The organism is Streptococcus sp. GMD3S, from assembly GCF_000298695.2.
GTDB lineage: Bacteria > Bacillota > Bacilli > Lactobacillales > Streptococcaceae > Streptococcus.
Genome location: NZ_AJRC02000064.1, coordinates 1 through 871, shown reverse-complemented (window position 1 = coordinate 871; position 871 = coordinate 1). Strand labels below are relative to the sequence as shown.

The window sequence follows — 871 nt, the reverse complement described above, 5'->3', positions numbered from 1 at the left end:
GTCAGCGAAGAATCAACTTTTGAAGAAGATCTTCAAAAAGGGGATCGAATTCGTCTACGAATCAATACTCAAAAGTTAAATGTCTTTTCTGCAGATGGTTCCCAAAATCTTATTACAGGAGTTGGCTATGAAAGGTAAAAAACTAAATATTTGGACAGCCTCCTCATTCTTCATCTTTCTTACCTATCTTATTTTTCTTGTTTATCCAATTATTATTGTACTCAAGCAAGCACTCATACATGAAGGTCAATTCTCACTCGCTAATTTTGAAGATTTCTTTAGTAAATCCTATTACTCTGAGACACTAGTAAACAGTTTTAACGTCTCCATTACTTCTACTGTAACTTCCCTAGTTTTAGGGACTTTATTAGCTTACCTCTTTTCTATATATGACTTCAAAGGAAAGAAATTTTTACAGATATTGATTATCATAGCATCCATGTCAGCTCCCTTTGTAGGTGCCTATTCTTGGATTCTACTTCTTGGTAGAAACGGAGTTATTACAAAATTTCTAACCAACACACTCCATTTGCCTGCTTTTGATATTTATGGCTTCAAAGGAATTGTACTTGTGTTTACACTTCAGCTATTCCCATTAGTTTTTCTATACGTGGCTGGAGCAATGAAAAGGATTGACCATTCCCTTCTTGAAGCCGCTGAAAGTATGGGGGTAATCGGATTCAAACGTATGGTAACAGTTGTTTTGCCTCTTTTAGTTCCAACTTTACTTGCTGCTACGCTACTTGTATTTATGAGAGCATTCTCCGACTTCGGAACTCCTATGTTAATTGGTGAAGGATATCGGACTTTCCCTGTTTTAATTTATAATCAATTCATTAGTGAGGTTGGCGGAAATTCTGCATTTGCATCT

Annotated in this window: 1 protein-coding gene and 1 pseudogene; both read left to right on the top strand. The window is 35.8% G+C overall.

The window, feature by feature from the left end:
* Positions 1-138, top strand: a pseudogene (locus tag GMD3S_RS10870) (polyamine ABC transporter ATP-binding protein); the annotation flags it as partial.
* On the top strand, positions 128-871 hold a 744-nt coding region (locus GMD3S_RS0210120; protein ID WP_025173016.1), incomplete at its 3' end, for an ABC transporter permease. The pseudogene GMD3S_RS10870 and the gene GMD3S_RS0210120, both read left to right, overlap by 11 nt.